Annotated in this window: 20 protein-coding genes; 12 read left to right on the top strand and 8 right to left on the bottom strand. The window is 71.9% G+C overall.

Features of this window, described 5'->3' with window-relative positions; all coding sequences use genetic code 11:
• Positions 1-90: 90 nt before the first annotated feature.
• On the bottom strand, positions 91-747 hold the full coding sequence (locus tag DDJ31_RS04525) for a TetR/AcrR family transcriptional regulator (RefSeq protein ID WP_127181582.1): 657 nt from the start codon (positions 745-747) through the stop codon (positions 91-93).
• A 115-nt stretch (positions 748-862) separates the two neighbouring features.
• Here DDJ31_RS04525 and DDJ31_RS04520 point away from each other — a divergent pair, with 115 nt between their 5' ends.
• Entirely contained in the window at positions 863-1,573 is a 711-nt protein-coding gene (locus tag DDJ31_RS04520; protein WP_127181583.1) for an alpha/beta fold hydrolase, read from the top strand.
• Between the two features lie 223 nt (positions 1,574-1,796).
• Here the strand turns inward: DDJ31_RS04520 and DDJ31_RS04515 are convergent, their stop codons facing one another.
• Positions 1,797-8,120: a DNRLRE domain-containing protein gene (locus DDJ31_RS04515; RefSeq protein WP_127181584.1), complete on the bottom strand. Its 6,324-nt coding sequence runs from the start codon at positions 8,118-8,120 to the stop codon at positions 1,797-1,799.
• Between the two features lie 612 nt (positions 8,121-8,732).
• Between DDJ31_RS04515 and DDJ31_RS04510 the strand changes: the two genes are divergently transcribed.
• The 3 genes from DDJ31_RS04510 (at position 8,733) to DDJ31_RS04500 (ending at position 11,081) form a co-directional block, all read left to right on the top strand.
• A complete protein-coding gene (locus tag DDJ31_RS04510) occupies positions 8,733-9,005 on the top strand; it encodes a hypothetical protein (protein WP_240678283.1) in 273 nt (90 codons plus the stop codon).
• 79 nt (positions 9,006-9,084) lie between these two features.
• A complete protein-coding gene (locus DDJ31_RS04505) occupies positions 9,085-9,483 on the top strand; it encodes a DUF4440 domain-containing protein (protein ID WP_127181585.1) in 399 nt (132 codons plus the stop codon).
• A 389-nt stretch (positions 9,484-9,872) separates the two neighbouring features.
• A complete protein-coding gene (locus DDJ31_RS04500; RefSeq protein ID WP_127181586.1) occupies positions 9,873-11,081 on the top strand; it encodes a glycosyltransferase family 4 protein in 1,209 nt (402 codons plus the stop codon).
• 156 nt (positions 11,082-11,237) lie between these two features.
• On the opposite strand, the gene DDJ31_RS04495 is transcribed toward DDJ31_RS04500, so the two are convergent.
• Positions 11,238-11,840 (bottom strand): TetR/AcrR family transcriptional regulator, encoded by a 603-nt coding sequence (locus DDJ31_RS04495; protein WP_127181587.1) that lies wholly within the window; start codon positions 11,838-11,840, stop codon positions 11,238-11,240.
• 92 nt (positions 11,841-11,932) lie between these two features.
• Between DDJ31_RS04495 and DDJ31_RS04490 the strand changes: the two genes are divergently transcribed.
• Entirely contained in the window at positions 11,933-12,715 is a 783-nt protein-coding gene (locus DDJ31_RS04490; RefSeq protein ID WP_127181588.1) for an MBL fold metallo-hydrolase, read from the top strand.
• Positions 12,716-12,975: 260 nt separating this feature from the next.
• Here the strand turns inward: DDJ31_RS04490 and DDJ31_RS04485 are convergent, their stop codons facing one another.
• The 5 genes from DDJ31_RS04485 to DDJ31_RS04465 all read right to left on the bottom strand — a co-directional run bounded on the left by DDJ31_RS04485 (position 12,976) and on the right by DDJ31_RS04465 (position 18,341).
• Positions 12,976-13,644, bottom strand: a complete 669-nt coding sequence (locus DDJ31_RS04485; protein WP_127181589.1) for a hypothetical protein — start codon at positions 13,642-13,644, stop codon at positions 12,976-12,978.
• A gap of 251 nt (positions 13,645-13,895) precedes the next feature.
• A complete protein-coding gene (locus tag DDJ31_RS04480) occupies positions 13,896-14,330 on the bottom strand; it encodes a VOC family protein (RefSeq protein WP_127181590.1) in 435 nt (144 codons plus the stop codon).
• A gap of 102 nt (positions 14,331-14,432) precedes the next feature.
• Positions 14,433-15,761: a cation:proton antiporter gene (locus DDJ31_RS04475; RefSeq protein WP_127181591.1), complete on the bottom strand. Its 1,329-nt coding sequence runs from the start codon at positions 15,759-15,761 to the stop codon at positions 14,433-14,435.
• Between the two features lie 369 nt (positions 15,762-16,130).
• A complete protein-coding gene (locus DDJ31_RS04470; protein ID WP_240678284.1) occupies positions 16,131-16,925 on the bottom strand; it encodes a streptomycin biosynthesis protein in 795 nt (264 codons plus the stop codon).
• Positions 16,926-17,696: 771 nt separating this feature from the next.
• Positions 17,697-18,341 carry a DUF2461 family protein gene (locus tag DDJ31_RS04465; protein WP_127181593.1) on the bottom strand — a complete coding sequence of 215 codons (645 nt, stop codon included), beginning with the start codon at positions 18,339-18,341 and terminating at the stop codon, positions 17,697-17,699.
• Positions 18,342-18,732: 391 nt separating this feature from the next.
• Here DDJ31_RS04465 and DDJ31_RS38920 point away from each other — a divergent pair, with 391 nt between their 5' ends.
• The 7 genes from DDJ31_RS38920 (at position 18,733) to DDJ31_RS04430 (ending at position 26,039) form a co-directional block, all read left to right on the top strand.
• Complete coding sequence (locus DDJ31_RS38920) at positions 18,733-18,966, top strand: MbtH family protein (protein WP_240678285.1); 234 nt, start codon at positions 18,733-18,735, stop codon at positions 18,964-18,966.
• 88 nt (positions 18,967-19,054) lie between these two features.
• On the top strand, positions 19,055-21,697 hold the full coding sequence (locus DDJ31_RS04455) for an amino acid adenylation domain-containing protein (protein WP_127181595.1): 2,643 nt from the start codon (positions 19,055-19,057) through the stop codon (positions 21,695-21,697).
• A complete protein-coding gene (locus tag DDJ31_RS04450; protein ID WP_127181596.1) occupies positions 21,687-22,574 on the top strand; it encodes a chlorinating enzyme in 888 nt (295 codons plus the stop codon). The genes DDJ31_RS04455 and DDJ31_RS04450 overlap by 11 nt, the downstream gene beginning before the upstream one ends.
• Entirely contained in the window at positions 22,574-23,455 is an 882-nt protein-coding gene (locus tag DDJ31_RS04445; protein ID WP_127181597.1) for an aspartyl/asparaginyl beta-hydroxylase domain-containing protein, read from the top strand. The genes DDJ31_RS04450 and DDJ31_RS04445 overlap by 1 nt, the downstream gene beginning before the upstream one ends.
• Entirely contained in the window at positions 23,452-24,159 is a 708-nt protein-coding gene (locus DDJ31_RS04440; protein ID WP_127181598.1) for a TenA family transcriptional regulator, read from the top strand. Before DDJ31_RS04445 ends, DDJ31_RS04440 begins: the two co-directional genes overlap by 4 nt.
• Entirely contained in the window at positions 24,152-25,273 is a 1,122-nt protein-coding gene (locus tag DDJ31_RS04435; RefSeq protein WP_127181599.1) for a fatty acid desaturase, read from the top strand. Before DDJ31_RS04440 ends, DDJ31_RS04435 begins: the two co-directional genes overlap by 8 nt.
• On the top strand, positions 25,251-26,039 hold the full coding sequence (locus tag DDJ31_RS04430) for a PhzF family phenazine biosynthesis protein (RefSeq protein WP_206280727.1): 789 nt from the start codon (positions 25,251-25,253) through the stop codon (positions 26,037-26,039). Before DDJ31_RS04435 ends, DDJ31_RS04430 begins: the two co-directional genes overlap by 23 nt.
• Positions 26,040-26,142 lie beyond the last annotated feature (103 nt).

Genomic DNA, 26,142 nt, shown 5'->3' with positions numbered 1-26,142 from the left:
CGTGCGCTCGACCCGGGGTCGCCCTGTCGGCCCGGGTGGATGGCCGCGGGTCCGTGTCCCCGCCGTCGCGGCCGTACACCCGCTGGGTGGTCACTGGTCGGACGCGCTCCGGTCGGCTGATCCGGATCGGAGCAGCGCCGTGCGGAGCGACGTGTGCAGCCACTGCTCGACCTTGTCCAACGGCCAGTCGTTGTCGTCGGTCAGGGTGAAGTAGGCGCCGTTGCCCAGGTAGAACCAGAGGGTGTCGGTCGCTTCCCGCACATCGATCCCGTTCCGCAGGGCGCCCAGCTCGGCCAGCCGTCGCGCGGTCCTGGCGAGGCCGTCGCGGAGGCTGGCGTGCGCGGTCCGCAGCGCCTGTGCCGCGGCGGCGTCGTGGGGAGCGGTGTCGATGACGACGCGCATCAGGCCGCGGGAGCCCTCGAAGTGGACCCGGGTGGCGTGGGTGATGAAGCGCAGCAGCTCGTCGGCGTCCGCCGTTCCCGCGATGTGCCCGTAGGTCTCCTCCACGTCAGGCGCGGTCGTCCTGGTCTCGATGATCGCCTTGAGGAGCCCCTGCTTTCCGCCGCCCACCGCGTACACCGTGGCCGGCGCGACGCGTGCGGCCGTGGCGATGTCGTCGACGGTGGTCGCGAAGTAGCCCTTGCCGGTGAACAGCTCGCGCGCGGCCTCATGGATCGCCTGGCGCGTCGCGGCCGCGTACTCGGCCCGCCTGCCGCCGGCCGCCTTCTTCGATTCTCTGGTCGACACAGCGGCATGGTACCGCTCGGTTCATCAGAGCCTGACTCTGGCGAGTGGTGATGGCTCTACTGGTGAGGCGTATAGTCCAATTCCGCGTTCGAGATCCTGAGCAGGGGAGTTGCTGATGACCTATGTGTTCGTTCCGGGGGCCTGGCACGGTGGCTGGTCGTGGCACCCGGTGGCACAGCGGATGGCCGGTGCCGGTCATCGGGCCGTCGCGCTGACCATGCCCGGTCTCTCGCCCGGTGACGACCCGCGCGCACTGCGACTGGCCGACGCGGTGGAGTACCTGACGGCCGAGATCGAGCGCCGGGACCTGACCGACGTGGTGCTGGTCGGCCACAGCTGGGGCGGCATACCGATCGCCGGCGCCGTGCGGCGGCTGGCAGGACGCCTGTCGGGCATCGCCCTGGTCAGCGCGTTCGTCCCGCGGCCCGGCGAGTCGATGGCCGACGCGATGGGCCCGGAGATCGGCGGCTATGTGCGCGCGACGATCGCGGCCTCACCGGACCACACCATCGGGGTGGACTTCCCCTCGTTCCGCGCCTCACTCATGCAGGACGAGCCGGAGGACCTCCAGCGTCTGGTCCACGACCTGCTGGTGCCGCAGCCCGGCGGCTACATGCTCGACGCGCTCGACACCGTCGACCTCACCGCCGCGGAGGTGCCGATCACCTATCTCCTAGCCGAGAACGACCGCGCGCTCGCCGCGCCGGGCGCTGAACTCGCCGCCCGTGCCGGCGTGGAGCCGGTCCTTGTCCCGGGAACGCACGAAACGATCCTCACCCACCCGGACGATGTGGCGAAGGCACTCCGCGACCAGACGGAGAAGTAGCGCGCGTCAGGCACCGGGCACGCGCGGACGGCGGACCGAGCGCGGCTGCCACGACGAAGCGGTCGACGGCCGACTGCTCGACGGCTCGACGGTGACGGCGGTCAGGACGGACACGGTGGTTCCCGGACGGCGTCGAGCCGTCCGGGTGCCGGGCCGGCCCCGAACGCGGAGAGGGCGGTGCCCCGCGGAACTGACCGCGGGGCACCGCCGGGAGGCAGCGGCCTCAGCCCTTCGTGTAGACGATGCTGGAACTGGAGACGTAGGTCCTGGACGTCCTCGTCCAGCTCCAGCCGCCCGTCCGCGTCCACTTGATGCCGGTGAACGCGATCCGGTAGGAGGTGCGGTCACGGTAGGAGTACTGGTAGCGCGTCTCGTACGTGGCCAGGATCTTCTGCCGGCCGTAGCCGTACCAGGCCACCACCTTGCACTTGAACACGTACTGGTTGCGGTAGCGGTACTGCCGCTTCCACGCGGTGATCGGCACCGGCCCCTTGTCGCCGCTGACGACGTCCCAGAACCAGTGGTAGTTGTAGTTGTGCCAACTGCCGTAGCTCCACCGTGTGGTGCGCAGCACCGTGGTGAAACTCCGGCCGGTCCAGGCGTGCTTGGGGACCCGGCAGGTGGCGCAGCCGGTGACGTCGTCGCTGTTGACGGGGTCGGCGCAGGCGTAGTCGTAGGCGTTGCAGCTACCGCCCGGGATCGGGTCGGCCGACAGGAACCGGCCCGTCGTGGGGTTGTAGAGGCGCACCCCCATCAGGGTGAGCCCGGTGAGTGTCTCGGTCGACCGGTGCATGCCGCCGTGCCAGCCGTAGCGGACGCCTGACGCACCGGAGACGTTGCCGTACTCGTCCGTGCGCTGCACCGTCGGCGCCTGGCTCGCGTCCAACGGCAGTTGGACGACCACGTCGCCGTGCAGGTTGACCAGGTGCAGGACGGTGTTGCCCGACTTGGCGGTGGTGGCCGCCAACTGGCCGTCGAATCCGTCGACATGGCGCGTCATCGAGCCGGTCGCGGTGTCCTCCACGATCCAGCGCGGGGAGTCCGCGTCGGATCCGTAGTGGTTGACCTTGGACGCGGTGCGGGTCCAGGTGCCCGACGCGTTCGACTCCACCGTCCAGCCGCGGGTGCGGAGTTGGGAGTCGAGGGTCCAGGTCTGCCGCTGCCCGCCCGAGACCTGCTGGCGCACCAGGTCGTCGGCGAAGTACGCCAGCGTGGTGCCGGGCGCCGAGGTGGTGCGGCCGAAGGCGTCGTAGACGTAGCCGGGGTCGACCAGCCGGTCGGCGCTGTCGTAGGTGTGGTTGACCGTCGTCGCTCCGCCGGTGGTGCAGGCCAGACCGGGCTGCGCCGCGGAGGTGGCCAGGGCGGTGCGGTTGGAGTTCTTGTCGAAGCCGTAGCTGCGGGTGACGCAGACGGCGTCGACGGTGTCGTCCTCGGCCCGGGTCAGACGGCCGGCCTTGTCGTAGCGGTAGCTCTGGGTGGACGTCTGCCCCAGGGAGCCGGTGTACAGCGACCGCTGCCCGTGCACCGTGGGGACGAGGGTCTCGGAGAAGACGACCGTCCCGTCGCTGTCGCGGGTGTAGACGCGCTGGGTCGGCATGCCCGCCGGGTTGGTGCTCTGGGCGAGGGTGTAGCCGCCGGGTAGCTGCTGGCTGCGGACCTGCCCGTCGGCGTCGTAGCGGACCGACAACGTGCCGGCCACCGAGTCGGTCAGCGACGTCGGCAGATCGCGCGGATCCACCGCCGTGTCGTAGGCGTACGTCGTGGTGGACGGCACGGTGTCGCCGACCACGACCGGGCGGTCCTGCGCGTCGTAGGAACTGGTGGTCGTGGCGCCGTCGGCGTCCGTGTACGAGATGAGGCGGCCCAGCCGGTCGTACGCCTTCGTGATGGTGCCGCCGTCGGTCGAGGTGATCGTGGCGACCTTGCCGCTGCCGGCGTCGTACGTCGTGGTGACGGCGGGGACGGCGGTGCCGAGACCTCCGGTGACCGTGACGTTCCGGGCGCGGCCCGCCGCGTCGTACGTGGTGGACTTCACCCGCGTCGCGCCGCCCGCGGTCTCCGTCAGCTTGGCGGTCTCCCCCCAGCGGTCGTACTCGGCGACAGTGGTCACCAGCTCCGACGGGTTGGACCCGCCGCCCGTGACGGCCGCGGCCGGCCGGGTGCGGCACACCTCGCCCGCCCACTCGGGGCGCCCGCCGCACACGCCGGTACCTGTCCCGGCGTAGTAGTCCGTGAGGACGGTCCCGGCGTCGGAGCCGGTGGAGCCGGGCAGGCTGCGGCTGGTCTGGCGACCGTCGCCGTCGTAGCCGGCCTTCTCGGTGATGGCGAGGCCGCCGGGGTCCTGGACCGTGCTGGTCGGCTTGCCGAGGACCCAGTCGTACCCGGTCCGCACGGTCCGGGCGTCGGCCGTCAGCGCCGGCCAGTTGCGGGGCTGCCCGCCCTCGGTGCTCTGGGTGACCTTGTCGGAGACGGTCGCGGTGCCGTCGGTGGGACGGCCCCCGTCGTACTCGTTGACGGTGCGGTGCCGCACGGCCAGCTGGTCGCCGGCCGCCGCCACGGTGGTGCTGCCCTCCTTCAGATCGGCCTCAAGCACCACGCGGTGCAGCGGCCCGAGGGTCTCCAGCTCGCGGGAGCCGTCGGCGTTGTAGACGCCCCTGTTGGAGAGGAGTTCGGCCCGCTCGGCGGCGGGCAGCACGGCGATGCCGAGGTCGTTCAGGCGTGCCTGGTCTGCGTTGGTGGCTCCGAGCGCGAGCGCCCGGTTGGCCGCCGACAGCTCCCGCACCGCGTTGCCCGCCGCGTCGTACTCCGTGGTCGTGACGTTCTTCGCGGGATCGAGGGTGTTGACCTCGCGGCCGGACGCGTTCAGGTAGTGGACCATGGCGCGGCCGTAGGTGGTCGCGGTCAGGTCGGCACCGTCGTGCGAGGCCGGTGCGGAGCCGCTCGGCAGGACGGCCGTCGCGTCGCTCGGCGCGTCGAACTGGCCCCACGCCCGCACGTCGCTCGCGCCGAACGCGGCGGGAGCCCGGGTGCCGGTGAGCGGCACGCCGTAGACGATCGAGGTCACGGCCGCCGAACCGTCCGGCTGATCGGCCGAACCGGCCGAGAGGGTGGGACGGGAGACCTTCAGCAGCATGCCGTCACCAGCCACCGCGGCCGCGCCGGCCTTGCCGTGGACGAAGGTCCAGGGAAGCTGCCCCGGCGGCGTCATGCCGGTGACACGTCCGGCGCTGTCGTAGCCGTACGTGGTCTTCAGCGCCGGGGAGATGCGAGGGTCCCAGGTCTCGCGCAGCCGGCCCGCGCTGTCGTAGGCGTACTTCGCGACGGCCGTCGCCGTCGACGCGGTCGCGCCGGGCGAGGTGGCCCAGGCACGGATCTCCGCCACCTGGTCCTTCACGTCGCCCAGCGCACTGGACGTGGCGGTGGTGGACGTCGCGTACACGAACTCCAGGACCTTGCAGCCGCGGGTGGCGGGAGACGCCTCGCAGGCGCCGACGGTGACCGCGCTGCTGGCGACGATCACATGCTTGGGCCGGGCCAGGACCTTGCCGTCCACGGTGACGGCCTCGGAGACCACCTCGGTGGTCGAGTGGGCCTCGCCGTCGATCAGGGAGCGCACGACGACCCACGCGTCGGCGGAGGCGTTGACCCGGCGGAACGTGGTCACGGCGCCCTCGGTGTCCGCGAGGGTGAAGTCGCCCGAGGCGAAGGCGCCCTTGAGGGTCAGGTTCTCCGATCCCGGCTCGGCGACCCACCCGGTGCGGGCCGCGTCTGCGGTGAAGGCGACGGTCATGCCGTCGGTGCTCACCACGTCGAGCGACGACGCGGAGGTCTTGACCAGTTGCGTGTAGTCGGACTCCACGGCCTGGGCCGCGGTGCCGCTGGTCCACTCCTTGCCGAAGATGGCGGCCTGGCCCTGCTGCGCCGCCCCGGCCTGGGGGGTGCGCGAGGACGCGGCGCGCGTCACCGACGTGTCGAACAGCGAGACGTCGGTACCGGACAGCGTGTAGTCACCGGTGAGGAGGTTCAGCGAGCCAGGACCGGCCTCCGCGGCGGCGGCGCCGTTCGCGTCGCGGTCCACGACCGCGGTGAGCGGCTGGGTGCTGCCCGAGGCACTGTTCGGGCCGGTGAAGTCGGCCTTGATCTGGATCGAGCCGTCCGGGTCGACGGTCTGCGTGGTGTTCCACACCAGGGCGACGTTGCGGCCCCCGGTGAGCGGCACGGGCCAGCCGGACAGCGGTGTGCCCCCGGAGGTGACGTGGGCGGCGGGGATCGCCGTCCACGCGTCGGCCTCGGAACGGCGCCAGGAGAAGGACACCTTGTCGTAGCGGCCGGCGTCGGCCTCGGCGACCAACGGCAGGCGCCGGGCGGTGCGTTCACCGTCGGCGGGCTGGACGAAGCCGCCGGGGCCGGCGTGGAAGACGTACTCCGCGGCCTCGGACTTGTTGTCGGCCTTGTCGACCGCGCGGACCTGGAGGGTGTGGGTGCCGTCCTTGGGCGGGGCGATGCTGAGGGCCTTGGGTGTGGAGGCGCCACCGGTGGCGACCTTGGTCCAGGTCACGCCGTCGAGCGACCACTCGAGCCAGTTGTGGTCGGTACCGGACGGCGGGGTGACGGTGAACGTGCCCGCCTGGCCCGCGCCCTTGACCCACGAGCCGGTCGGGTAGTGCGTCGAGGTGATCGCGGAGGGCGCGGAGGGGGCGGTGGTGTCGACGGTGAAGGTCTTCCAGGCCGACCAGCCGTTGTTGTAGTGCGTCCCGTCGTAGGGCGAGGTGCGGAACCTGTACGTCTTGCCGTTCGCCAACACCCCGGCGGACACGGTCACTTCGGCGGTCTGGCCGGACGGCACGTACGGCGACACGAGGACGCCCCCGACCTGGGTGTCGGTGGCGCTGTCGTAGATCTGGAAGGTGCCGTTGACCTGGTCACCGTCGGCATCCACGAAGGTGTCGCGCAGGGTGGGCCTGAGGGTGTTGACCGCCCAGGCGCCACCGTAGGAGAAGTACGGCGGCCCGGCCTCCTGCTTGGTGCCGGTGCGCGGCCGGTAGTTGTAGTTCACGACCAGCTTCGGCGGATTGCTCGCCGCGTTGGCGGAGTTGACCCGCTTCCACTGGGCGACCACCGTCTCGCTGGTGGCCCGCAGCCCCAGATGACCGCGGGTGGCCTTCGCCGAGGCCCACTCCTGCACCAGGCCGGTCACATCGGCGTTGATCCAGCCCTTCGGCTGGGTCGCCGCGCAGGAGGCGTTGCCGCGGGTCTCCGTCGAGGTGGCCTTCAGCGCCGTCCACGCGGGCTGCGCGGTCCAGCGCGACGAGGTGGACGCCGCTCCCGCCGACCACACCTCCCACGGCTGGACCTTGCAGTCGGTGTTGCCTGAGTGGAAGTTCCACAGCGACAGCTTGGCGCTGGAGACCAGCGCGTCCTGGATCGGCGAGGTGTTCCAGGTGACGAAGGAACGGGCCGTCCTGGGCGTGCCGTTGGCGTTGGTGGTGCCGGGATTGCCGAAGTCCAGCTCGGTGTCGTTGGACCAGTCGACGGTCTCGCCCTGCTGGACGTAGGTGTCGAAGACGTTGGACAGCGCCGAGGCGGACGGGTCGACGGTGACCGGGTACACCGTGTCGGGATCATCGAGGAACGCGCTGTCCGGGGTGATCACCAGGTCGATGGAGGAGCCCTTCTGGACGACCTCCATCCCGACCTTCGCCTTGCGGGTGTGTTCGCCGGACCGCTTGTCGACGGAGGCGTCCCACATGACCGGCGCGGGCATGACCGCGCGGGTCTTCTTCCCGCCGTCCGTGAACCGGACGCTGCCGTCCTTCAGTTGCTCGGCCTTCAGCCCTGCGGCCCGCAACGGCAGGGTGTAGGTGTAGGCGTCCCCGGTGGGACGCTGCTTGATCTCGACGAACTGCTCGAAGCCGGTGCGGGTGGCCTCGACCACGACGTCGGCGCCTGGCACCGCCTCGGCGTAGGTGGCCCGGGTGCCGTCCAGCGCGGGCTTCGGCAGACCGCCCTTCCACTGGAGGGTGACCCGCTGGTCCCCGTCGCCGAGCGTGACCAGGTCGGTGGCGTCGGCGGACCGGGTCGCCCGCAGGGAGCGCGCGACCGTGCCGGTCTTCCCGGCCAGGCGCAGCCCTCCGGGGTGCGCCTTGGGACGGACGGTGCCGTCCTCGGTCCGTACCAGGTCCAGGTCGACGGTCCGCCAGGTGTCGGTGTCGTCGTCCTTGAACCGCACCGGGCCGGCGCTGAGTTCGGTGGTGAGCGTGCCGTCGGCGTTCGCCCACGTGGTCGAGGTCTCGGTGCGTTCGGCGAGCGCCTCGACCCGCTTGCCGGACAGGCGAGCCGCGACGCGGGCGGACGGGATGTCGGCGGCCTCGGAGGCGGCGGCCGCTGCCGGGGCCTCGGGCGGCTCCGCGCGGGGCGCGGCCACGGCGCCGGTGAAGACGCCTTCGAGGAGAGAGGCGGCGAGGGCCAGGCAGAGGCTCCCCGCTACCCAGCCGGGTCTCCTCCGGTGCCGGGCGGATCTGCCTTCAGGCGGTTCAGGTTGACGCATCGTCAGGACTCCGGTCGCTCGTCCGGCGCCCGGCACGGTGGTGACGGGCGCGATCACCGACCTGTCCGGATCGGATAGGTCGGCGCCGGGGCAGGGGGCAACGTCAGCACCACCCGCCCGACGCCGTCGGACGCGCACTCGGGACCCCCGTAACCCGAAGTGATCATGATCGTGCGGAATGTGGCGATCGTGGTATGGGTGGCGGCACCCATCTTCAAGACCACGTCCGCGACGCGGGACCGGCCCCGAGGAGCGGGCCCCGCCGCGGCCGGCGCGGCCCGCCGCCGACCTGTCGGCCGGATCGGCACGCAACCGGCCGGTCACCGAACGGGCCATGGCCGCGACGATGACCTGCGCGAACGCCGAACCTGCCCGCCGTCTCACCGGTGAGGAGGCGGGCATACTCACCGCCGGCCTCGGCTCCGGACCGCGGCCGTCCGCGCCAGACGGCCCGAGCACCGGGTCCGCGGCCCGCGCGGCGGGCTCGTCAACCGGGCGAGGGGCCGAACGAGTTGAACGGGAGCGGCCTGGACGGCGGATAGGCTGAGGCGGACGTGGCGAAGACCGGCCCGTCGCCCCGCCCCGGCCCGCCCTTCTGGAGGTACCGCCGTCGTGACCCCCGCGCGCTCCCGTCCGGAGCCGGCCCAAGGAAGCGCTGCCGCCCCGAGCGGCCGTGCGCGCCTGTGGCGGCAAGTCGCCTCCCTCGCCGCCTGGTGGCTCCTGCTCACCCTGGCCCTCTGGCTGCTCGGCCTGATCGTGGACCAGCCCGCGGGCTTCTGGGCGTGCGCCGCGTCGGCCGCCCTTCTGGTCGCCATCGGCGAGGCCGGCGCCTCGCTCCGCTCCTGGGCGACGTCCCGACGGGGGCGAGAGGGCAAGCGCGGCTGACCGGGTTCCGGCGGGTGCCCTGGGCCGAAGTCGCCCCGACGCCATGTCCGTTGCCGCCCGGCGGTGTTAGCGTCCCGCCATGTCCAAGTCCGAGATCGACGCGCTGACCGCCGAGTTCTTCGGGGCCTTCGACAACCGCGGCGGCAAGGCCGCGGACGTGGCCCGGATCCGCCGGCTGGTCATTCCGGGTGGGGTGATCGTGCTGACCGGGCCGAAGTACACGGCCTACACCGTGGACGAGTTCATCGAGCCGCGCGAACGCCTGCTCGCCGACGGCCGGTTGGTCGAGTTCGCGGAGTGGGAGACCTCCGAGCGAACCGAGATCGCGGGCGACATCGCGTCGCGCTTCGGCGAGTACCGGAAGGCCGGCGTCCTGGACGGCGAGCCGTTCGAGGGCGGCGGGACCAAGACCATGCAGTTCGTCCGCACGCCGGAGGGATGGCGGATCGCGGCGTTCTCCTGGTGGGACCGGCCGTGAGGGTCCGCGGGTCGCGGCGGTTCGATCCGGAGCGGATCTCGCACCTGCGGCCGAAGCCCTGCCGACGGTGGCCCACCGTCGCGCCAACCTCGCCGGCATCCACGATGCCCTGATCCACAGATGTCCCGCTAAACACCTGTGGAGGCGGCCGTCGAACATCGCCGGTGCGACGCCGTCGTCCGTCTCCTGGTGTTGTTCGGGCGGCGCGGGGCTGCCATCCTGGTGTGGCTGGACCGCGATGACGACAAGCCGCTGCGCGGCCGGGCGGGCGGCGCCGGCCAAGTCCGTCGAGTCGTCGGCGACAACTCCGCCGCAGCCCCGCCCACCGCGGAACACGCCCACCGGGCGCCGCCGCGAAGCGCTCGGTGCGCAGACGATCGGAGCCGGACGTGACCGAACCTCGCCCCGCACGGCAAGTCCGGCCACGCGAAGGGGAGTCACGGTACGGACCGACCGCCCGGACGGGCCTGCGGATCGCGTATCTGCACCCGGGGAGTGTCCCCTCGCTCTACGCCAACAGCATCCACGCCATGCGGATGTGCGACGCGTTCACCGAGGCCGGTCACGACGTCACGCTCTACACCGCACCGGGCACCTACACCGTTCCGGACCCGCACAGCTACTACGGGGTGCGCCACCGCTTCACCGTGGCGACGGTCGAGAGCCCCGACTACTCACCGGCCGGGTACCGGGAGCGCGCCGAACGCGTCCGCTCCCTGCTGACACGCGACCCACCGGACCTCATCTACGGTCACGACCTGTACGCCCTCGCCGCGGCGGCCGATGTGGCGCCACTGGTCTACGAGACCCATCGCATGCGGGACGACCCCAACACCCTGCGCATGGAGGAGGATCTGCTCCGCCGTACCCCGCCGGCCCGCATCGTCGTGATCACCCGCGCCCTCGGGCAGGACTACCGCCTCGCCTACGGCCACCTGGGCACACTTCCGATCGTCGTCGCTCCGGAGGCCGCCGAAGATCCCCGCACGCTCACCCGCCCGCAAAACCCGCCGCCGATACCGGGAAGACCGGGCGCACCGAGCATCGGATACGTCGGACACCTCTACGAAGGACGCGGTATCGGCCTCGTCCTGGCGCTGGCCGGGCGCTTCCCGGACTGCGACTTCCACCTGGTCGGCGGCGCTCCCGAGGACCTCGCCCGCTGGCGGAACGAGGCCAGGCCATCGAACGCGCACTTCCACGGTCACCTGCCGCCGGCTGCCGTCGCCGAGTACTACGCGCTGTTCGACGTCGTTCTCGCCCCCTACCAGGCGAAGATCTACACCGCCGGCGGCCACGGCGAAACGGGCCGCTGGGCGTCCCCGATGAAGATCTTCGAGTACATGGCGCATGGACGCGCCATCATCGCCTCCGACCTGCCCGTGCTGCGCGAAGTCCTCCAGGACGGGGTCAACTGCCTCCTGCGTCCGCCCGACGATCAGGAGAGCTGGGCCGAGGCCCTCAGGCGCCTCGTCACCGACACCGCCCTCAGAGGGGCACTCGGCGACGCGGCGCGTCACCAGTTCCTGCACCGCCACACCTGGAACCACCGGGCCCACCTGGTCCTCGCGGGCCTCGACGCGATCGGCGTCGCGTAGCCCGGCTGCGAGCCCGCCGGACACGTCGCGTAGGGCGTTTCCTCGCCGAGGCGCCATTTCCCTTGATGGTTGCGTGAGTTCGGCGGGGCTCGCTCGATCGCCGATGGGCAGGGCTCTCGCTCGACGTGCTCGGCCGGTGACCGGTCTGGCGGGCGGTCAGGACTGGTCCAGGGCCCGTTCGATCGCGCGGCGGGCCCGGCCTGCGGCCGTCCGGTCGTGCTGGAGCTGCATGGCCGCGTTCAGCGCCAGCCCGGCGGCGACGATCTCGAACAGCGCCTGGTCGACGTCGAACCCGGCGGGCAACTCGCCCTTCTCCACCGCTGCGGTCAGGTCCGCCCGCAACTGCTCCCGCCAGCGCGACCACACCTCGGCCACCGCGTCGCGGACCCGGCCGGGGCGGCCGTCGTACTCGCTGAGTGCCGCGGTCATCAGGCAGCCGCCGGGCAGCAGCGGCGCTTCCAGGTAGCCCACGGAGTTGGCGCACACCGCGCGCAGCCGCCGCAGGCCCGGCGGCTCGGTCAGCGCGGGCTCGACCACCCGGTGCCAGAAGTCCACGAACGCCTTGTCCAGCGTGGAGATCTGCAACGTCTCCTTGGTGCCGAAGTGCTTGTGCACCCCGGACTTGCTCATCTCCAGCTCCTCGGCGAGCCGGCCGATGGTGATGCCGTCCAGCCCTTCCGCGGAGGCGATCTCGGCGGCACGGCCGAGGATCTTGCCCCTGGTTGCCTGCGCTTCGGCCGCTGAGCGTCGTGGTGACATACGACGAGAATAGCGTACGCCCGTTCGCTATTGTTTTAGGGGGCGACCGTACGCTAAATTCCGGGTCGGTCACCGAGACGAAGGAGTGCGGGATGCGGGTACGACGACTGGGCTGGGCCGGACTGGAGGTCGAGGCGGACGGTGAGCGACTGGTGATCGACTACGTACGGGACATCTCGCCGCTGTTCACGGGGTGGAAGGCGGGCGAGGGGCTGCTGGAGCCGAGCGGGAAGGCCACCGCCGCACTCCTCACCCACCTGCACCGGGACCACACCGACGCGTCCGCGCTCGCGGAGGCGCTGACGCCGGGTGCGCCGGTGCTGCGGCCGGCGCCCGGTCACGGCGACGACGTGGACAACGTGACGACGCTGCCGGCCGAGCGCGAGCTGCGCCAACACCGGCTTGCCACCGAGGTCGTGGATCCCTGGTCCACCCGCGAGATGGGGCCGTTCCGCGTCACCGCCGTCCCCTCCGTCGACGGGCTGGGCGACCCACAGCTGAACTGGGTGGTGCAGGCCGATGGTCAGCGGGTCTTCCACGGCGGCGACACGATGTTCCACGGCTACTGGTGGCTCATCGCGCGCCGGTTCAGCCCGTTAGACGCGGTGTTCCTGCCCGCCAACGGCGCGGTGGTCGACGCGCCGCACCTGCGGCCGCCGAGCCCCCTGCCCGCCGCGCTCGACCCGAGGCAGGCCGCAGTGGCCGCGGAGATCCTCGACGCCCGATACGCGGTGCCGATCCACTACGAGACGGAGCAGCCCGACAAGATCGCGGGCTACGTCGAGGTCTCCGACCCGGAGAAGGAGTTCCGCACCCACGCCGGACGGCGCGCCCACGTGCTGGCCGTGGGGGAGTGGCTGGATCTGGCGACATGACCGGAGGGTCGGCCGTGCCAACGTCCGACCACCGCCAGGACCGCCGGAGCCAAGGTCGGCCATGGGGGAGCAGCGGAGTTTTCATCTGTGAGCCGCGACTCCGGCTTCGCGGGATCCTGTCCCGCGCAGTGGACAGCGAGGCGTGGCTCTACGGCCGGAGCCGGGACGGTACGGCGGAAGCGGTGGCGTCGGTCTCTCGGCGGTGGGCGACGCGCATGACGTGGAGCTGACGGAATGGGGGACAGCCGCCGCGTCGACGGTCAGTCGTCGGACAGGGCGGTGTTCAGGAAGTGGTCGGCGTCCTTGGACGTGTCGAGATCGCCCAGTACGAGCCAGGATCCGTCCGCGAACCGGATGCGGAAGGAGGCCAGCGCACGCCGCTGCGCCGCGTCGGCTTCGATCCGCGCCTCGTCCGGCGTGAACGTGGCGATGATCCGGAAATCGGTGGCGCGCGTCTCCATGAGCCGGCGGCGGGGCGAGGCGGCGACGCGGACGCGGTCTCCGTCCAGCAGCACCAGCCGGCGCTGGGACGGCGCCTGGGAGTACCAGCGCAGCAGCCACTGTCCGGCCGTCAGGTTCCAGTCGCCGTCGAAGACCCCACCGCCGCCTGGGCGCCCGGAAGTTGACGGTCTGGGGTCGGCGTCACCACTGCTGGTGCGGCGTTCGTCGGGTTCCTTGATGCCGAGCATCCGGTCGAACAGCGACTCCAGCAGGTCGAGCAGGAGGACCACGGCCCCGACGAAGCAGAACACCACGGCACCGACGTAGAACAGCCAGTGCCGTCGCTTCCTCAACGGCCCCTTGCCCGCGGCCCGGTGTACTTCCTTCGGCGGCTTGGGGATCGCTCGCGGAAGGGAGCACCACACCAGAGCGGCGGGCTCTGCCCCGAGAATCTTCTCGGCCCGCCGTCGCACCTTGCGCTTCGCCACGTCGAAGATCGTAGCAACGGGGACCAGTTGGTGAGCGGGGCGGAGGCTCCGGGCTGTACCGATCGCCCCGCCGGCTCCAAAGCCCTGGCCGGCGACGGCAGTTCGGCGGGGGCGAAGCCAGTCGGCGAAGCCACTCGAAGTGCCGCCGCCGGCACGGCACTTCACGAAAAGTGGGACGGACGGTGTTGCGGACATCCGACGCGGCGTCGAGGGCACGTCCGGGCGCGCTCCCGGCCTTGTGTCCGCCGTTCTCAGTTCGCGGCGGCCGCCACGCAGAACTCGTTGCCCTCCGGGTCGGCCATCACGATGTGGTGCTCGTCGAACCGGGCCAGAACGCTCCCGCCCGCCTCCACCAGACGCTCCGACTCGGCTCTGATCCGCGCCCACCGCTCCGCCGCGCTGCCGTGGCCCGGTACCCGGATGTCGAGGTGGAGACGGTTCTTCGCGGTCTTCGGCTCGGGGACCTTGAGGAGGGAGAGCCTCGGTCCCGTGCCGTCCGGGTCGCAGAGCCACTGGGCGTCGTCCACGGAATCGTCCTCGGGCAGGTCGAACTGCGCGAACCACTCCTCGCGGGTCTCGAACGGGGCGGGCGGCGGCTCGTCCACGTAGCCCAGGGCCGTCTTCCAGAACTCCGCGAGGAGCTTCGCGTCCGTGCAGTCGAGGGTCAGGTCGATGCGTGTTGCCATGACCGGACCGTACCCTCGCCCGGCGCCGATCCGGCGCAGGAGAGGCCGTCGTCGGGACGTCGTGGCCCGTCCGGGAGAGGGCCGGCCGGGCGGCGGTCCCCGTCAGGACGGCTTGGCCGGCGAGGCGTTCGGCGCGGGCGAGGCCGAGGAGTCGTCAGGGGCCGCCTCCGCGGCGTCCGGCGGATCGGTCGTGCCGGCGGGCCGTGGGACGTCCGCGCCGTCGGGGGAACGGTCGCGGAGGATGACGCCGAGCAGCGGGCCGGTGAGCGCGGTGGTGGTCACCGCCATCACCACCATCAGCGAGTAGAGCCGGTTGTCCAGGACCCCTATCTCAAGTCCCACGCCCAGGACCACCAGTTCGGTCAGCCCGCGGGTGTTGAGCAGAGCGCCGAGGGCCGCCGCGTCGCGCCGGTCGAGCCCTCCCCACCTGGCCCCGCCGTACGCGCCGAGGAACTTGCCGCCGACCGCCACCGCCATGATCGCGGCGAGTGCGCCGAGATCCGAACCGTTCAGTCGGGAGAGGTCGACCTTCAGCCCCGACAGGACGAAGTACACCGGCAGGAGCAGCAGCCCGCACAGGGGCTCGATCCGCTCCAGCACACCGTCGCGCAGCTTCCCGTTCAGCCCGCGCGGCATCACCGCGCCGAACAGGAACGCCCCGAACACGTAGTGCATGCCGAGCCACTCCGTGCAGGCCCCCGACAGCAGCAGCCCGCCCAGCACCAGCGCCACGAAGTTCCGGCCTGGGCCGCCGCCCTTCGGCGCGTCCCAGGTGCTCGCCCTGCGCAGCAGCGGCCGTACGACGGTGACCATCAGGACGGCGTAGGGGATCAGCAGCGCGAGCCTCCACTCCAGCCGCCCGCCGGTGGCGACGGCCACGACCACGGCCAGCAGCGACCAGGCCAGCAGGTCCGCGATGGCCGCGCACGCCAGCGAGGTCGTCCCGAGCCGGGTCGACGCGAGTCCGCGGTCGGCGATGATCCTGGCCAGCACGGGGAACGCCGTCACGGCCATGGCCACCGCGAAGAACAGCACGAAGCCGGTGGGGTCGCCCTCGTGGTGCGCGTCCATCAGCGGCCAGGCCAGTGCGGCGCCCAGGCCGAGCGGCAGCAGCGTCGAGCACAGCGACGTCGAGATCGTGGCCCGCCCGCTGCCGCGCAGCAGGCCCAGGTCGAGCTCCGAGCCGACGAGGAACATGAAGAGCGCGACGCCCACCGCGGCCAGCGCGCCGAGCAGCGAGCGGACGTCCGCCGGGAAGAGTTCCATGGAGAGGTCGTCACCGAGCAGCGTGGGGCCCAGCATGACACCGGCCAGGATCTCGCCGATGACGGCGGGCTGGCCGAGCCTGCGGGCCAGCGCTCCCATCGTGCGCGCCACCCCGAGGATCAGGGCCAGGGCGACGAGGAGTTGCACCGTCTGCGAAGCGTTCATGAGCGTCCGCCGGGTCCGGTGGGCCGGTGGGCGGTGTCCGCCGGACGGCCAGGACACCCGCGCGCCCTGCGGGTCGCGGTGGCGGGGATGACGGATCGGCTGCGCACGAGGTGGCTCCCTGGATGGAAGGGCGGTGGGGGTGGGGGTACGCGATCCTTGCGGGCTGCGGGCTGCGGGCTGCGGGCTGCGGGCTGCGGGCTGCGGGCTGCGGGCTGCGGGCTGCGGGCTGGCGGCAGCCGGGTCTCGGTCGCTCTGGTCCGGTCGTCGGTTCCGCTCCCGGTTCCGGTTCCGGTCTCGGTTCGTGGGCCGTGGTGCGCCGTGGCTGTTCGCCATGGCCGTGGTGATCCGGCGGTTCAGCGGCTCAACGGTTCAGCGGGACGTGCCGCTCTCCAGGTGGAGGGCCAGTTCGAGCCAGGCCGCCGCGCAGGACCTGGCCAGCCGGCTCACGTTCACCGCGCAGTGGGCGGGCACCTGTTTGAGCGGTACCGGGAGTTCGGCCGGGATCACGGTGCTGGTCCCGAGCCAGCGCAGCAGCGACCTGCCGGATTCGGTGTAGCGCAGGGACGGATCCTGGCGCAGCCGCTGGAGCACCTCCTGCATGTCCTGCGCGACCGTGCGTTCGGGCGGCTCGGCGGGTGCCGCCGGGCTCCGGGTGTCGTCCGCGGGGGCCGGCGCGATCTCCAGGGTCTTCTCGCGCACGCCGTCGGGCAGCGGGTCCTTGCCCTGTCTGATGCGCTCCTTGACGTCGTGCGCGGTGCCGACGGAGATGCCCGCCTCACGGGCGATCTCCCGCAAGGACGCCTCAGGACGCAGGGCGATGACCCGGCTCGCGGCCAGGCGGCCGTCGGCGTTGTTCACCGGGCGGCGTCTGCCGTCCTGGCCGACCCGGACGTCGGAGGAGGAGCAGCCGATCAGGGTGAGACGCAGCCGTGCCACGGTCTTGGTTGCCAGCCCCGCGATCGCCGCGATGGCCCGGTCGGACAGTTGCGGGTGCGTACGGAACAGGCGCTCGGCGGCGGCCCGCCGGTCCGCTCTGGTCAGCGGCAGCCCGTGCCGCACGTTGATGCGGACGGAGTGCAGGAACGCCTGGTCGGCGTCGCCGTCGTAGAACTGGACCCGCACATGCTCGTGCCCTTTGAGGCGGGCGGCGAGGAGCCGGTGCATTCCGTCGATGACCCGGAGAGAATTCCGCTCCACGAGGAGGGGCGGGAGGCTTTCGAGAACATCGGCCAGAGCCCGGACGTGGTCTTCGTCGAGACCTGCGGTCCTGGGGGAGTCGGCGGGCAGCAGAGCGTCCGTTGCGATTGTTTCGATCGTGCCCTGATCCGGTTCTCTCGTTTCCGGCGGTGCCGAACTGTGTGACTCCGGTCTTTCCACCATGCATTCTTCGGGAGTGGGAATGCACTGAAGGGACGCTATGTGCGCAGGGAACATATACGGTCCTTCCGTCAGTCGTGTATCGGCGGGGTAAGCGATACGGGCAACCACAGGGGACGCACTGATCAGAAAGAGCAAACTCCGGAAATGACAACATCGTGCGGCACCGAGTCGGTGGCACGAGAGGCGCCGGCCGGAGCCGGGGGCGGTACGAACACCCTTGTCAGGTGGTGGGGGGGCGGGCGGTCGAAGCGGCTTGAGACTAACAAGGGTCTCTGAGGGCTGCAACGGTGTCCCCAATAGCCCCTTTTTTAAGTCGAGTTGACTCAAGAACCTGAAGAACGGTCACCGGGTGCGCCAACACGGTTGTGTGTAGCGTTAGTTGGCGGTGCCATCGGACGGTGATTCAGGGCCGGCGGAGTGTTCAGGTCCGGGGTTGAACACGGGTGCGGGGGGCGCGTGTCGCGGGTCCCGGCGGACGGGTGCCGTGCGCCGCCGGGGGCCGTCGTCCGTCGCTCCCGCCTTCCGGCGGAGGCCGTCCGCGCCCGGTCCGAATTCTCAGATCGGGCGGCGAGGTGTCGCCGCCACATGGTGGGCGAGCCAGGACAGGAAGGGCGCCAGCTCGCGCGCCGCCGCGGTCACCCGGTCGACGGCGGACGGGGTGAGCGCGGCGGTGTCGGTGACGAGCGGCCGGGCCGCCAGCAGCGAGCGGTGCCGCAGCAGTTCGGCGCGCGGATGGTCGGCGGGCGTCCCGCGCGGCACCCTTCTCATGAGGTCGCCGGTGATCTCGTAGCCGTCAGCGGCGAGCCGGGCGACCAGTTCCGCGAGGTCGGTGCCGCTGGTCAGGGCGGCGACGGCGGCCCGGTAGCGCGGGACCTGGCCGGGGTCCGGGTAGTGCCAACCGGCCTTGAGGTGGAGGCCGTCGAGATCGAAGCGCAGCCCGATCTCGACCTGGCGGGCGATCCGGATCACCGCGCTCTGGTGCTGCCACCACCAGATCTCCTTGCGGAAACCCCAGACGGAGAAGTCGTCGAGGGCGGGGACGGCGTCGGCCACGTCGTTCAGCAGGGCGATCATGGGCTGCCTGACGTGGACCTCCCGGTCCCGGCGCAGACTCTCACGGAGTCGGGGCGGGGGGTCGCCCTCCAGCCGCAGCAGCACCTCGAACGCCTGCTCCGTCCACCCGTTGAAGACTCCGCCCATCCGGTGATCCTAGCGGCGGCGCCGCCGCGGCCGGCCGGTGGCGCCCGCGCGCGTCCCGCCCGCACGCGGGGTGCGGGATTTCTCCGGCCCGGAAATCGGGGCCCGATGTTTTTCGTGTGTCTGGTTGACCCTTTATCGTCGCGTCGCGCGGGCCGCCGCCCGGCCGTTCAACCGGGAACATCCCTCGGTTGAACGTCGCCTTTACTTGAGCGGGACCCCGATTGTTCGATGGACCCGGTCGATGCGGCGTGGCCCGGTTCGGGAGTTCCTGCCCCACGGACCCGGGTTTTCGTTGTTCCACTCGCATGCCGAGGGCGCCGGCCCGCGCCTTCACGGCGTGCCCGAGTACGGCCCGCTACCCGTTCGCAGGAGCCGATCCACTGGAGGAACCGTGAGCGAGGACGTGTCCCGCGAGAGGCAGGGCGACCTCTATTTCGTCGTCCGCAACCACGAGGAGCAGTATTCGATCTGGCGCAGCGACAAGCCGGTGCCCTCGGGGTGGGAGACGGTGGAAGGTCCCGACATCAAGGAGAACTGCCTCGGCCGTATCGAGGAGTTGTGGACCGACATGCGTCCGGCGAGCCTGCGGGCCGCCATGGCCGCCGCCCAGAACAAGAATTCTTGATTCCCTTCCTCTCTCGGTCGCCTTTTCCGGCATCGAATCGACGACAGCGGTCGGAGTTCTCCGTATGGGACAGACACGTTCTTCGCACATGCCAAGCCCCGGGTGGGAACCCGGCGCGCTCGTGCACCGACAGGTGCGGGAGCGGGCGCTCGCCCGGCCGGACGCGGTCGCCCTGACCGACGGCGCCGGTGCCCAGGTGACCTACCGGGAACTCCTCGAACGCTGGGAGCGCCTGGCCGGGGCGCTGCGGGAGTGGGGCGTGGGCCCCGAGGTCCCGGTGGCCGTCCGGCTGGAGCGCTCGCCCGACCTGGTCGTCACGATGCTGGCGGTCCTGGCGGCGGGCGGCGTCTACGCGCCGATCGACGACACCTGCCCGGACGAGCGGGTCGCCGCGATCGTCACGGACCTGGGTGCCCGGGTGCTGCTGACCGACCGGGAGACGCCCCGGCGGGTGAGCGACCTGGTCGGCCGGGTCGCCCACCCCGGCGACGCCGCACCGGCGACCGCCGACGGCGCGGGGCCGGTCGCCCCGCACCCGGACAACCTGGCCTACGTGATGAGCACTTCGGGCTCCACCGGCCGCCCCAAGGGCGTGGCGATGACGCACCGCGGGCTGAGCCGGCTGATCCGCTGGCAGGCGGCGGACGGCCCTGGCGGCCTGACGACGGTGAGCTTCACCTCGCCCGGCTTCGACGTCACCTTCCAGGAGATCCTGGGCACCCTCGCGACCGGCGGACGCCTCTGCCTGGTCTCCGAGGAGGCCAGGCGCGACCCCGAGCAGCTGCTCGCCGTCCTGGAGAAGGAGGGCGTCGAGCGGGTCTTCCTGCCGTACGTGGCGCTGGGCCAACTGGCCCTGGCCGCGCGGCGCACCGGCCGGTTCCCCCGCTCGCTGCGGCACGTGGTGACCGCCGGGGAGCAACTGGTGATCACCGACGCGGTCGCCGAGTTCTTCGGCGCGCTGCCCGGCTGCCGTCTCGACAACCACTACGGCCCGACCGAGACCCACCTGGTCAGCAGCCTGACCCTGGGCGACGACCGGGGCGGCTGGCCGCGCACCCCGCCGATCGGGCGGAGCGTCGACGGAGCCGACGTCCTGCTGCTCGGCCCCGGCCTCACCCCGGTCGCGGCCGGGGAGCCCGGCGAGATCCACGTCAGGGGCGCGGCACTGGCCCGCGGCTATCTGGGCGCGCCCGCCCCGACCGCCGACCGCTTCCTCCCCGACCCGTTCGCCGACGAGCCGGGCGCCCGGATGTACCGCACCGGGGACCTCGCCCGGCGGGACGCCGACGGGCTGCTGCACTTCCTGGGCCGCACCGACGACCAGCTCAAGGTCCGCGGCTACCGTGTCGAACCCGCCGAGGTGGAGCTGGCGCTGTCCCGCTGCCCCGGGGTGCGGGAGGCGGCGGTCGGGGTGCGCACCCTGGCCGACGGGGTGCGGGCGCTGGTCGCCTACGTGGTGGCGGAGGAGGGGGCGCCGCCGTCGGTCTCGGTGCTCTCCGCGGCGCTGCGCGCGTCGCTGCCCGCCTACATGGTGCCGGCCAGGTTCGCCTTCATCGACGCCCTGCCGCTCAGCTCCACCGGGAAGGCCGACCGCAGGAGGCTCGCCGAGGTGCCGCTGCCCGAGCCGGGCGACCGGAAGCGGACCGCGGGGGACGCCGAGACGCTCGCCGCCGAGGTGAGTGCCGTCTGGCAACGGGTGCTCGGACACGACGAGTTCGAGCGCGACGAGGACTTCTTCGACGTCGGCGGTGACTCGCTGCTCGCGGCCTGGGTGGTCACCGAGCTGAGCCGGCTCGCGGGCCGTGAGGTCGAACTCTCGGTGATCCTGCGCAACACCACCGTCGACGAGCTGGCCGCGTTCCTCGCCGCCGGTCCCGCGGCCCCGCCCGCGGACCGGCCGCCGTCCGAACTCATCACGCTCAGACCCGGATCGGCCGGGAACGTGCTCTACCTCTTCCATCCGCTCGGCGGTGAACTGCTCACCTACCGGGAGCTGGCGCGGCGCATGGAGTCGCCGGTGCGGGTGCTCGGGGTGCGCTGGGCGGCGGGTCCGGCCGAGGCGGGCCGCGAACCCTCCCTCGCGGACATGGCGCGCGCCCACCACGAGCAGATCCGGGCGGTGCAGCCCGACGGGCCCTATCTGCTGGCCGGTTGGTCCTTCGGCGGGGTGCTCGCCCTCGAAGTGGCCACCCTGCTGCGGGAGTCGGGGCAGGAGGTGGCCTTCCTCGGGCTGATCGACGCCAACCCGGTCCTCGACCCGCTGAGCGGGGTCGCGCCCGCCGAGACGCCCTACCGGGCGCTGCTCGGGCAGGTCCTGGACGAGGTCGACCGGCGGGCCGCGGACGGCGAGGAGTCGCTCGACGTCGCGGAACTCGCCGCCGACCGGGACTGGGTGGGGCTGATGGGCGGGGCGCCCGCCGTCGGCGTCAAGGCCGGGCACCTGCGGCGCAGTCTGGCGATGGCCCGGCAGAGCATGGGCGCCCTGGCCGCGCACACCGCCCGCCCGTACCCGGGCGACGTGGACCTGTTCCAGGCCGGCGCGACCGGTGCCGAGACCCGCGCCCTGCTGCGGGCCGGGCTGCGCGAGGTCGTCGGCGGGGCCGTGCGCGTGCACGAGGTGCCGGGCGACCACACCGGCATCCTCACCTCCCCGCACGTCACGGTGCTCGCCGGGGCGGTCGACGGGGTTCTGGACGACATCGGGAAGGGGAACGACAGCGATGGATCTTGAGGCCGAGCGCCGCCAGTTCGACGAGAAAGGGTTCATGGGGCCCTTCAAGCTCTGGGACCCGGACGTCATGACGGCCTGGTGGAAGGAGCAGCGGGCCTACCTCCTGGACCCCGCGCACAAGAGCCGGGCCGTCTTCGACAACCCGGTCAACTACGACCGGCACCTGGACGTCCCCGGGCTGCGCACCCTGATCAGCGAACCCGCCATCGTGGAACGCATGCAGAGCGTCATCGGACCCGATGTGCTGTGCTGGCGCACCGAGTTCTTCCCGAAGAACCCCGGCGACTCCGGTACCGGCTGGCACCAGGTCGAGACGTACGCGATCGGTGAGGCCGAGAAGGGGATGCTCGAACCGGGCGAGCGCACCGAGGGCGTCCCGATGGAGCTGACCGCCTGGGTGGCCTTCACCGAGGCGACCAAGGAGAACGGCTGCCTGAAGATGATCCCGGGCAGCCACCGCCGCTGGCGCTACGACGAGACCCGGCCGATCTCCTGGAACGGGACCGGCAAGGACAACACGTTCTTCGGCTACGACTACGGCGAACTCCGGCTCGACAAGGACTGGGACCCCGACCAGGAGGACGTCGTCCACCACGAGATGGCCCCGGGCGAGGTGGTGCTCTTCACCGCCCGCACCATCCACGGCTCGCACCCCAACACCAGCCGCAGGCAGCGGATGGGCTTCTCGGTCCGGGTCGTCCCGCCCTCGGTCCGGGTCTACGGCGGCATGACCGGGTTCCACGAGTTCGGCCACCACTTCGACCTGGCCCGGCACGGCTGCGTGCTGCTGGCCGGGCAGGACGACGACGGCCTCAACACCATGCGGACCACCAACGCGTGGGACGAACCCTTCATCACCCGCCCGAGGAGCGCCTGATGGCCGACACCCAACTGGCCGGGCGGGTCGACATCGACCCCGCCGCGGTCGCCGAGGACCTCGCCCGCGCGGCCGGCTTCCGCTTCTCCGAGGCGTACAGCGACTACCTCTGCGGCGGGCTGTGGAAGAGCCTGATGCTGTTCGCCTCCGGGGGTGAGGGCGGCGACGGGCTGATCACCAACTACGACCACGCGCGGAAGTCGTCCGTCACCGCCTTCGGCGAGCAACTGCCGTACCTGCGGCAGGTGGTGGAGCGCAACTTCCACCTGGAGAACCTCAACTTCGCGCGCATCGCGGAGATGACCAACAGCGTCACCGTCCCGCACCGCGACCTGCTGGAGCTTGAGGACATCCCGCAGGAGGCGCGCAACGCCCACCGCATGCACATCCCGCTGGAGACCAACGAGGGCGCCCTCTTCACCGAGGACAACGTGGTGTACCGGATGGCGGTCGGCGACGTCTGGTTCTTCGACGCGTCGAAGGTGCACGGCGCCGCCGCCCTGACCACCCGCAGCCGCACCCATCTGATCCTCGACTTCACCGACGCCGCCGACGCGGCCGACGTCGTCAGGTTCCCGCTGGAGCTGTCGGGCGGGATACCCGAGGACCGGATCAGCAAGCGGCCCTCGCTCACCGACGCCGAACTCGAAGCCCTGTACCGGCTGGCCGACGTCGTGGACCTGGAGAACTACCGCGACGTCCTCGGCCTGGTCATCAAGAAGCACTACCGCAGGGACGGCGGTGAGGACTTCGTCTGGCGGACCCTGACGGAGATCGGCCGCCGCTGCCCCGACCAGGCGGTGCGCACGAAGATCCAGGAGGAGCTGCGGTTCTTCCTGATGGAACGTTCCGCGCAGACCACCGACGGAGGAACATCATGACGACCGAGAGCACCGCCACCTCCCTGGCCGGCCGGCTGGCGGGCAACGAGGTGCACGCCCGCTTCGCCGGGCACGACTTCTTCAAGCAGGTCCACTCCAGGGCCCTCGACCACGACCAGGTGGAGACCTACCTCGGCCAGTGGTGGCATCCGCTGCACTACTTCACCACCTTCCTGGCCCGCTGCATCGCGGTGCTGCCCGACATCGAGTCCAAGAGCGCCATCACCCGCATCCTCAGCCAGGAGGCCGGGGCCGGATCGGCGCGCGGCGCCCACGAGGTGATCTACGCCCGGAGCATGGAGAAGGCGGGCTACGACCGGCAGAAGGTCACCGGGTCCGCGCCCTTCCCGGAGACCGCCGACCTGGTGGCCTGCTACGAACGGCTCTCCGGTGAGCGGTTCGCCGCCCTCGGCGGCATCTACGCGACCGAGGTGACCGACCTGCTGATGGTCTCCAGCATCGGCGAGGCCGTCACCCGCGAGTCCGGCACCACCCGCAACGCGTGGGTCGACATCCACGTCGCCCAGGAGCCCGACCACGTGGAGGAGGCCAACCACGCCCTGCTCGACGGGTTCTCCCCGCAGGACGAGACGACGGTGCTGAAGGCGGCCGAGGAGATGTGGGACCGCTGGACCGCCTTCTTCGACCGGCTCAGCGTGGAGACCGGCGTGGCCGCCCCCTCGGACCGGCGCCGCGATGAGTGACGTCCGCGCCTCCTACCTGCGCTTCCCCGGGTGGACCCAGCACTTCTGGACCTGGGCCACCGGGCGGGCGCTGCCCCACCAGGAACCCCTCATCCGGCACACCTGGGCGAGCTACACCGCGGTGACGCTGGTGACGTTCCTCGGCGGGCTCGCCCTCTCCGCGACGGCCGTGTCGGCCAGGTTCCCGCTGTGGGGCCTGGCCCTGGTGGCCGGATGGGTCCTGACCCTCCAGGGCGCCCGCACGATGATCCTCGTCATCGCGCACCAGGCGCTGCACCGCAAGTTCTCCGGGAACCGCTCGCTCGACAGATTCTTCGGCGAACTGGTCACGGTCCTCAACATCTACAACACCTTCCAGGAGTTCAAGGAGGAGCACTTCGACAACCACCACCGGCGGTCGATCTTCGCCACCGAGCAGGACCCGCCGGTGCAGTTCCTCTTCCACTTCGGGTTCCTGCCGTCGATGAGCCGCGGCCGGCTGTGGCGCAGGGCGTTCGCGGTGTTCCTCTCGCCGCGCTTCTACGCCGTCACCGTCGGCGGGCGGCTGCGCTCCAACCTGACCACCGGCACCTGGCGGCGGGCGGGCTTCGCGCTCTGGGCCGGGTTCTGGCTCTCGCTGCCGTTCTGGCTGCCGCACGGCACCTCGACGCTGCTGCTCGCCTTCGTGCTGCCGGTGATCTTCCTCTCCCAGCTCAGCGCGCTCCTCGACCGGCTCGGCGAACACGCCTGGCTGACCCCCGCCGACCCCGACCAGGACAACCGCTTCTACACGGTGCCCGCCACCTCGGCCCGGTTCTGCGGCGCCCCCGTGCCCGAGCGGGGCCTGCCCGCCGGGCGGGCCGCGGCGGCCTGGGCCGGCTGGCTCCTCGGCACGGTCTTCTACCACCTGCCCAGCAGGTGCCTGGTCGTGGTGGGCGACCTGCCCAACCACGACTACCACCACCGCTATCCGACCACCGACGCGTGGACCACCGCGGCCTACGCGCGCCAGCGCGACATCGACAGCGGCGACCACGGGCCCCCGTACACCGAGGTGTGGGGCATGTTCCAGGCGGTGGACCGCATGTTCCGGACCATGAGCGAGGTGCCCCGTGACGGAGATCTGGTTGGTTGACGCCTTCGCGGACGCCGAGTTCCGGGGCAACCCGGCCGGTGTCGTGCTCTGCCCCGACGGCCTGCCACCGGCCGACCGGATGCAGGGCGCCGCCCGCGCGGCGGGGCTGCCCACCCTCGCCTTCCTGCACCGGCTGACCGAGGACCGCTACCGGGTGCGCTGGTTCACCCCCGGCAAGGAACTCAACATCTGCGGTCACGCCACCGTGGCGAGCGCCTGCTACCTGCACGAGGCGGGCGGGGTCGACGACGCGCTCCCGCTGGTCTTCGAGACCGGCGCGGGCGAGCTGTACACCCACCGGGTGGACGGCGGGTTCGCCATCGACCTGCCGGTGATGCGCACCGTGCCCATCACCCCGCCGCCCGGCCTCGAGAAGGCGCTCGGGGTGGAGGTCACGGCGTGCGAGCGCGCCGAGGACGACATCCTCGTCGAGGTCGGGTCGGTGGACGACGTCGCCTCCCTCAAGCCCGACTTCGAGGCGCTCGCGGCGATCGACTGCCGCGGGCACGTGGTGACCGCCAGGGGCGGCGGCGCGGACTTCGTCTCCCGCACCTTCTTCCCCGCCCTCGGGGTCGACGAGGACCAGGTCTGCGTCTCCGCGCACTGCAAACTGGCGCCGTACTGGGCGGAGCGGACGGGCAGGGAGACGATGTCCGCCCTCCAGCTCTCCGAGCGCGGCGGGCGCCTGTCGGTGACCCTCGCCGGTGACCGGGTCCTGGTGGCGGGGCCCGCCGTGGTGCGGGGCCGCCTGGACGACCTGCCGTGAACCCCGCCGGGGAGCGTCCGGCCGCCGGCCTCCGGCCGCCGTTCCCCGGCGGCCACCGCCGGAACACCGCCCGAATACACCGACGGACCCTGACGGAATGCCG

The sequence above is a fragment of the Streptomyces griseoviridis genome, from assembly GCF_005222485.1.
In the GTDB taxonomy this organism is placed as follows: Bacteria; Actinomycetota; Actinomycetes; order Streptomycetales; family Streptomycetaceae; genus Streptomyces; species Streptomyces hintoniae.
The sequence above is the reverse complement of the archived record's forward strand: the minus strand, read 5'-3'. Positions and strand labels throughout refer to the sequence as shown.